Annotated in this window: 2 protein-coding genes; both read left to right on the forward strand. The window is 72.2% G+C overall.

All coding sequences use genetic code 11. The features are described 5' to 3' along the window. Positions 1–4,900, forward strand: a 4,900-nt coding sequence (locus IEZ08_RS38580; protein WP_189244204.1) for an SDR family NAD(P)-dependent oxidoreductase, incomplete at its 5' end; no start/stop codon positions are given. Between the two features lie 428 nt (positions 4,901–5,328). Beyond that, positions 5,329–7,887, forward strand: a 2,559-nt coding sequence (locus IEZ08_RS38585; protein ID WP_229803957.1) for a type I polyketide synthase, incomplete at its 3' end; no start/stop codon positions are given.

Here is a 7,887-nt window from a genome sequence, read left to right on the forward strand (position 1 = left end):
GGTCAACGGGCCGCGTTCGGTGGTGATCTCCGGGGTCGAGGCCGAGGTGCTGGCGATCGCGGAGCGTTTCGAGCGGACCAAGCGGTTGAGTGTTTCGCATGCGTTCCATTCGCCGTTGATGGAGCCGATGCTGGCTGATTTCGCCCGGGTGGTGGGGACGTTGTCGTTCGCGGCTCCGCAGATCCCGGTGGTGTCGACGTTGACCGGCGAGCCCATCACCGAGTTCACGGCTGAGTACTGGGTGCGGCATGTGCGCGAGGCGGTGCGCTTCGCCGACGCCGTCACCACTTTGGCTGGCCAGGGCGTCACCCGTTTCCTTGAGATCGGTCCGGACGCGGTGCTGACCGGCATGGCCCAGGCCATTCTGGAGGACACCACGCTGATCCCCGCTCTGCGCCGCGACCGCGCCGAGGTGGAGTGCCTCACCAGGGCCGTCACCACCCTGTACACGGCGGGCGGACGGGCGGACTGGCGGGCCTTCTTCGCCGGACGCGGAGCTCGTGCGATCGAGCTGCCCACCTACGCCTTCCAGCGCAAGCCGTACTGGAGGAACGACCAGGACGAGACGGCGGACCGGAACGAGCCGCAGGCCCAGGACCAGACGGTCCAGGAGCCGACCGCGTTCGTGCTCGCCGGTCACGGTTCGCAGCGGCCCGGCATGGGCCGTGAGCTCTACGCCGCGTCGGAGGTCTTCGCGCAGGCGCTCGACGCGGTCTGCGCCCGGCTCGACCGCAAACTCGACCGGCCGCTGCGCCAGGTGATGTTCGCCGAGCCCGGCAGCCCGGAAGCGGCCCTGCTGCAGCAGACGGCCTTCGCGCAGGCCGCCGTCTTCGCCCTGGACGTCGCCCTGTACCGGCTGTTCGAGCACGCGGGCGCCCGCCCGGACCTGGTGATCGGCCACTCGATCGGCGAGCTGGCAGCCGCGCACGTCGCGGGCGTGTTCTCGCTGAAGGACGCCTGCGCGCTGGTGGAGGCCAGGGGCAGGCTGCTCCAGGAGCTCACCGGGCGTGGGGCCATGGTCGCGGTGAAGGCGACCGAGGAGCAGGTCAGGCCCTGGCTGACCGGCGGCGTCGGCCTCGCCGAGGTGAACGGGCCGCGCTCGGTGGTGATCTCCGGCGCGGAGGCGGACGTGCTGGAAGTCGCCGCCCGGCTTGAGGCGGAGGGGTACGGCACACGCCGTCTGGAGGTGCGCCACGCCTTCCAGTCGGCTCAACTGGAACCGGTGCTTGAGGGCTTCCGCCGGGTGGCCGAGCGCCTCACCTACCACCAGCCGCGGATCCCGCTCGCCACGAGTGTCGCCGGCGACCCGGCGAGCGCGGACTACTGGGTGCGTCAGCTGCGTGACACCCTCCGTTTCCGCGACGCCGTACGGCAGGCGGCCGATCTCGGCCGGTTCGTGGAGATCGGCCCGGACGCCGTGCTGGGCGAGTCGGTGCGCGAGTGCCTGGACCGGCCGGTCACGTTCGTCACCACACTCAGCAGGACCAAGCCGGAGACGTACGCGGCCGAGTCCGCCCTGGCCGAGCTGGGCGCATCCGGGCTCGGCGGACGGGAACCCGCGCAGACGCCCGTACGGGCGGGCGGTCCGGCACTGGACGCCGCGGGTCATCCGTTCCTGGTGAGCGCCACGGGGCTCGCCGACGACGGCGGCGCGGTGCTGACCGGACTGATCTCGCTGGCCACCCATCCCTGGCTGGCCGATCACGTGGTGGGTGACGCGGTCGTCTTCCCCGGCACCGGCTTCGTCGAGCTGGCGCTGCGCGCCGCCGACGAGGTGGGCTGCGAACGGCTGGAGGAGCTGACGCTCCAGGCGCCGCTGGCATTGCCGGAGCGGGGCGCCGTCCAGATCCAGGTCGTCGTGGGCGCGGCCGACGGCGGCGGGAGCCGTGAGATCGGTATCTACTCCCGGCCGGACGACGGCGACGGGCCATGGCTCAGGCACGCTTCGGGCGCGCTCGCCGAGACGGCGCAGGCGGAGAGCTTCACCCTGACCGCGTGGCCGCCCGCGGGTGCCGAGCCCGTGTCTCTTGAGGGTCTCTATCCCGCTCTCGCCGAGGCCGGTCTCTCCTACGGGTCGGCCTTCCAGGGCTTGCGCGCCGCCTGGAAGGCGCAGGACGGCGTGTACGCCGAGGTGGCGCTGCCGCCCTCGCAGAGCTCGCGGGCTCGCGAGTACCTGCTGCACCCCGCCGCGCTCGACGCCTCGCTGCACGCCCTGGCGTTCGCGGGCGACGACGACACGGCCTCCGTGCCGTTCGCGTGGAAGGACGTCAGCCTCCGCGCCACGGGCGCGGCCACCCTGCGCGTACGGCTGGCGCCGGGCTCCTCGGGCGGCTTCCGCCTGCAGGTGGCCGACGCGACGGGCGCGCAGGTCGCGTCCGTCGACAGGCTCAGCCTCCTGCCGCTGTCGGCGGTGAGCACGACGGCGTCGCGCGAGGGCGACAACCTCTTCGAGGTGTCGTGGAGCCCGCTGCCCGCCGCACCGGCTCCCGAGCTCACGGTGGGCGACTTCGAGCAGGTGGTGGCCGATCCGGCGCTTGCCGTACCCGACCTGCTGACGCTGCACGTCGCCGGGCGGCCCGAGGAGGCGCCGGAGGTCCTTGAGCGCGTGCTCGCGGCGCTGCGGATCTTCGCCGACGACCCGCGGCTGGCCCGCGCGAAGCTGGCGGTGCTGACCCGCGGGGCCGTCAGCGTGGCGGGGGAGGACGTGGCCGACCTCGCGGGCGCGGCGGTCTGGGGGCTGGTCAGGTCCGCCCAGTCGGAAGGCGAGGAGCGGGTCCTCCTGGTGGACCTCGACGTGGACTCCGGGGCGAACCTCGACGTGGATCCCGGGGTGAACCTCGGCGCCGGGGCCGTGAACGCCGAGGTCATGAGCGCCGTCGCGCTCGCGGGCGACGAGCCGCAGGTGGCCGTCCGAGGGGGAGTCGCCCACCGGGCACGCCTGGTTCGGGCTCGCACGACCCAGCGGGGGCGGACCTCCGAGATCGGCGGGACGTTCCTCGTCACCGGTGGCACCGGTACCCTCGGCGCGCTGGTCGCACGGCACCTGGTCACCCGGTACGGAGTCCGCGACCTCGTTCTGACCAGCAGGCGGGGACCGGACGCGCCGGGCGCCGCCGAACTGGTCGCCGAACTGGCCGCGCACGGCGCTCAGGCCCGGGTCGTGGCCTGCGATGTGGCGGACCGCGACAGCGCGGCCGACCTGCTGGCCGGTATTCCGGATCTGTCGGGAGTCGTACACGCCGCCGGTGTGTTGGCCGACGCCACGATCTCCACCCTCACCGCGGACAAGCTCCGGACGGTGCTGCGGCCCAAGGCCGAGGCCGCCTGGAACCTCCACGAGCTCACGCGCGAACGCGAGCTGGCGGCATTCGTCCTGTTCTCCTCGGCGGCCGGTGTGCTCGGCGGGCCGGGTCAGGGCAACTACGCGGCGGCCAACTCCTTCCTCGACGCGCTCGCCCAGCACCGGCGGGCCCGGCGACTGCCGGGTCAGTCGCTCGCCTGGGGTCTGTGGGCCGGCGAGGAGGGTATGGGAGCCGGGGCGCGCGGCGCCTTGCCCGCGCTCACCGCCGAGGAGGGGCTGGCGGCCTTCGACGCCGCTCTCGCCGCCGAGCAGCCGGTCCTGGTCCCGATGAAGCTGGACCGGCAGGCGAGCGGTCCGGTGCCGCCGATGCTGCGCGGCCTGGTGTCGACGGGCCGACGGAGCGCCGCAGGTCTGGTGGACCCCAAGGTGCTGCGCTCCCAGCTGGCCTCGCTGGCCGACCAGGAGGCGCTGACCGTCCTGCGGGAACTGGTGCGTTCGCACGCCGCCACCGTGCTCGGCCACGCGGGGCCCGAGGACGTCGACCCCGGCCAGGACTTCCTGGAGGCGGGATTCGACTCGCTCAGCGCGGTCGAGCTGCGCAACAGCCTGAACGCCGCCACCGGACTGCGGCTGGACACCACCGTGGTGTTCGACTGCGGCTCGCCCGAGGCGCTGGCGGCGCAGGTCCTCCAGGAGCTGCGCGCCGTACCGGCCACCGGTGACCAGCCCGTGGCCATCCCGGCCGATCTGGCGGGCGACACACTCAGCGGCATGTTCCGCGACGCGGTCGCCGCCGGCAAGGTGGAGGAGGGCCAGGCCCTGCTGGTCGCGGCGGCCAACATCAGGCCGGTGCGGACGAAGGAGGAGGTGCCGGAGCCGAAGTCCCTCGCCCAGGGCGGCCAGTCACCGCGCCTGATCCTCTTCAGCACCCCCATGGCGATGGGCGGCGTCCACCAGCACGCGCGGTTCGCGGCGAACTGGCGCGGCCTGCGCAACGTGCACGCGCTGCCCGTGCCCGGCTTCTCGCGTGGTGAGAGCCTGCCGAACTCGACCGACGTGGTGCTCCACATCTTCGCCGAGAGCGTGCTCCGTGCCGCCGAGGGCGAACCGTTCGTGCTCGTGGGGCACTCCTCCGGAGGCATCCTGGCGCATGCCACGGCGGGCCGTCTGGAGGCCCGGGGAGTACGGCCGGCCGGAGTCGTCCTGCTCGACACGTACCCGCCCGAGCACGAGATCGCCATGGAGGCGGTGGTCGGGCAGATGGCGCTCAACCTGCTCGACAGGGAGGACACCTTCGGGCGCTTCGACAACGCCCGGCTCTCCGCCATGGGGCGCTATATCGGGATGATTCACGAGTTCGAGCTGGCACCGCTCGACGCGCCCATCCTGCTCGTGCGGCCCGACCGGTGGCTGGACGGCACCGCCGCGGAGGCCGTGGACGGCATCGGCGAGTGGCGGACGTCCTGGTCGACGGCACAGGCCACGGTCGACGTGCCGGGTGACCACTTCAGCATCGTCGAGGACGAGTCGCCGACGACGGCCAAGGCGATCGAGAAGTGGCTGGAGTCGCTGGAGTCGCTGAAGGAGGGAGGGTCCTGACCGGGTGACCCATGGAGGGTCGGCCGGGTGACCCGCAGCGGGCGCCCGGGGCGCCGGGGGCGATGTGCTCTCGTGCTCGCCCCGGGCGCCCGCTGTGGTGTTACGGCCTGCTGCGGTGTTACGGCCTCTGCGTTGTTACGGCCTGCTGTGGTGTCGGGCTGCGCTCCGCTGTGGTGCCGATAAGGGGGAGCGCCCGCCGTACCGACATAAATAAGGGGTACTTTCTGTAAATTTCGGGGTCGGGGATAAGAGTAGATGTTTTAGGGGTTTTCTGGGGTAGTGCTGGGTTTTCGGGAAAATTACGCTCGCCATTGGTTATTTATGTGATTTCGCCCGGTGAGCAATGGAGTGCGCGGATGAACGGGTCCGGAAATGTCGTTCCTGGAAATTCGATCGCCATCGACGAGCGAACCGCCCGGCGGTCAGCATTGATCGAGCGGCTTGCGGCACTCGCTCACGCCGACCAGGCCCGGCTGCTGCTCGACGTGGTACGCGAGCACACGCTGGGGGTCCTGAGAGTGGTCAAACCCGGCTCGGACGAGCCGATAGACCCCAACCGGCCCTTCCAGAAACTGGGCTTCGACTCGCTCGCCGCCGTCGAGTTGCACACGCGTCTCAGCGCGGCCACCGGCGCCCAACTGCCCGTCACCGCTGTCTTCGACTACCCGACCCCGGCGGCCCTGGCCGCCTACCTGCGCGCCGAGCTGCTCGGGCTGCACGACGAGGCCCCCGCGCCCGCGCCGAGCCAGTCGGCCGGCGACGAGCCCGTCGCGATCGTCGGAATCGGCTGCCGCTATCCGGGTGGTGTCTCCTCCCCCGAGGAGCTGTGGGCGCTGGTCGCCGAGGGACGGCACGTCATCACCGACTTCCCCACCGACCGCGGCTGGGACCTGGACAGCCTGTTCAGCGACGACCCCGAGGACCCGGGCACGACCTACACCCGCCACGGCGGATTCCTGCCGGACGCGGCCGAGTTCGACGCCGACTTCTTCGGCATCTCGCCGCGCGAGGCCGTGGCCATGGACCCGCAGCAACGCCTCGTGCTCGAAGCCTCCTGGGAGGCGCTGGAGCGTGCCGGCATCGACCCGCGCAGCCTGCGCGGCAGCAGGTCCGGTGTGTTCATCGGAGCCGAGCCGCAGGAGTACGGCACGCGGCTGCACGAGGCGCCCGACGGGCTCGACGGGTACCTGCTCACCGGCAACGCGCCCAGCGTGGTGGCCGGCCGCGTCGCCTACACGCTCGGCCTGGAGGGCCCGACCCTGACGGTCGACACCGCCTGCTCCGGTTCTCTCGTTGCCATCCACCTGGCCGCCCACGCCCTGCGCAGAGGCGAGGCCTCCGTCGCCATCGCGGGCGGCGTCGCCATCATGGGCAGTCCCGGTACGTTCACCGCCTTCAGCCGGCAGCGGGGCCTGGCCGAGGACGGCAGGTGCAAGGCTTTCGCGGCCGCGGCCGACGGTACCGGTTTCGCCGAGGGTGTGGGCGTGCTGGTGCTGGAGCGTCTGTCGGACGCCCGCCGCAACGGCCACCCCGTCCTGGGAATCCTCCGCGGATCCGCCATCAACCACGACGGCGCGTCCAACGGGCTGACCGCGCCCAACGGTCCCTCCCAGCAGCGGGTGATCCGCCAGGCGCTGGTGGACGCCGGGCTGACGGCCGCCGACGTGGACGCCGTCGAAGCCCACGGCACCGGCACCACGCTGGGCGACCCGATCGAGGCCCAGGCGCTGCTGGCCACCTACGGCCAGAACCGGGAGGCTCCGCTGTGGCTGGGCTCGGTCAAGTCCAACATCGGACACACCCAGGCGGCCGCCGGCGTGGCGGGCGTGATCAAGATGGTGATGGCGTTCCGTCACGGCACGCTGCCGCAGACGCTGCACGTCGACGAGCCGTCGCCGCACGTGGACTGGTCGGCGGGCAGCGTCGAGCTGCTCACCGAGCGGGTGGACTGGCCGAGGAACGGCCACCCCCGTCGCGCGGGTGTGTCGTCGTTCGGAGTGAGCGGGACCAACGCCCACGTGATCGTGGAAGAGGCGCCGGTCGAGGAGACGCCGGACCTGGAACCCGCGGAGACGCCCGGCCCCGGCTCGGCCGGTGCCCCGGTGCCCCTGGTGATCTCGGCGCGCAGCGGGAAGGCCCTCCGGGCCCAGGCAGAGAAGGTACGCGACCACCTGGAACGCCACGGCGACACGCGCCTGGCCGACGTGGCCTACTCGCTGGCCACCACGAGGGCGGCCCTGGAGCACCGGGCCGTGGTGGTCGCCGGTGACCGCCAGGAGGCCATCGCCGTCCTCGCCGAGCCGATTGCGGACGACGTCACCGAGGGCCGGGTGGCCTTCCTGTTCACCGGTCAGGGCAGCCAGCGTTTCGCCATGGGACGGGAGCTCTACGAGCTCTATCCGGTCTTCGCCGACGCGCTCGGTGAGGCCATCGGCTACCTGGACCTGCAGCTCGACGAATCACTCTGGGACGTCCTGTTCGACGGGGACGACCAGGAGCTGGTGAACCAGACTGTCTACACCCAGACCGGACTGTTCGCGCTGGAGGTGGCGCTGTTCCGGTTGCTGGAGTCGTGGGGCGTGCGGCCGGATGTGCTGGCGGGGCATTCGATCGGGGAGATCACGGCGGCGCATGTGGCCGGGGTGCTCTCGCTGGAGGATGCGTGTGCGCTGGTGGCGGCGCGCGGCCGGTTGATGCAGGAGTTGCCTGCGGGTGGGGCGATGGTGGCCGTCGCCGCTGCTGAGGCCGAGGTGCTGCCGTACCTGACGGAGCAGGTGGGGATCGCGGCGGTCAACGGGCCGCGTTCGGTGGTGATCTCCGGCGCCGAAGACGCCGTGGCGGCGGTTGCGGCCCGTTTCGAGCGGACCAAGCGGCTGAGTGTTTCGCATGCGTTCCATTCGCCGTTGATGGAGCCGATGCTGGCTGATTTCGCCCGGGTGGTGGGGACGTTGTCGTTCGCGGCTCCGCAGATTCCGGTGGTGTCGACG

Origin of the sequence: Planobispora rosea (assembly GCF_014648175.1) — a bacterium.
GTDB classification, from domain to species: domain Bacteria; phylum Actinomycetota; class Actinomycetes; order Streptosporangiales; family Streptosporangiaceae; genus Planobispora; species Planobispora rosea.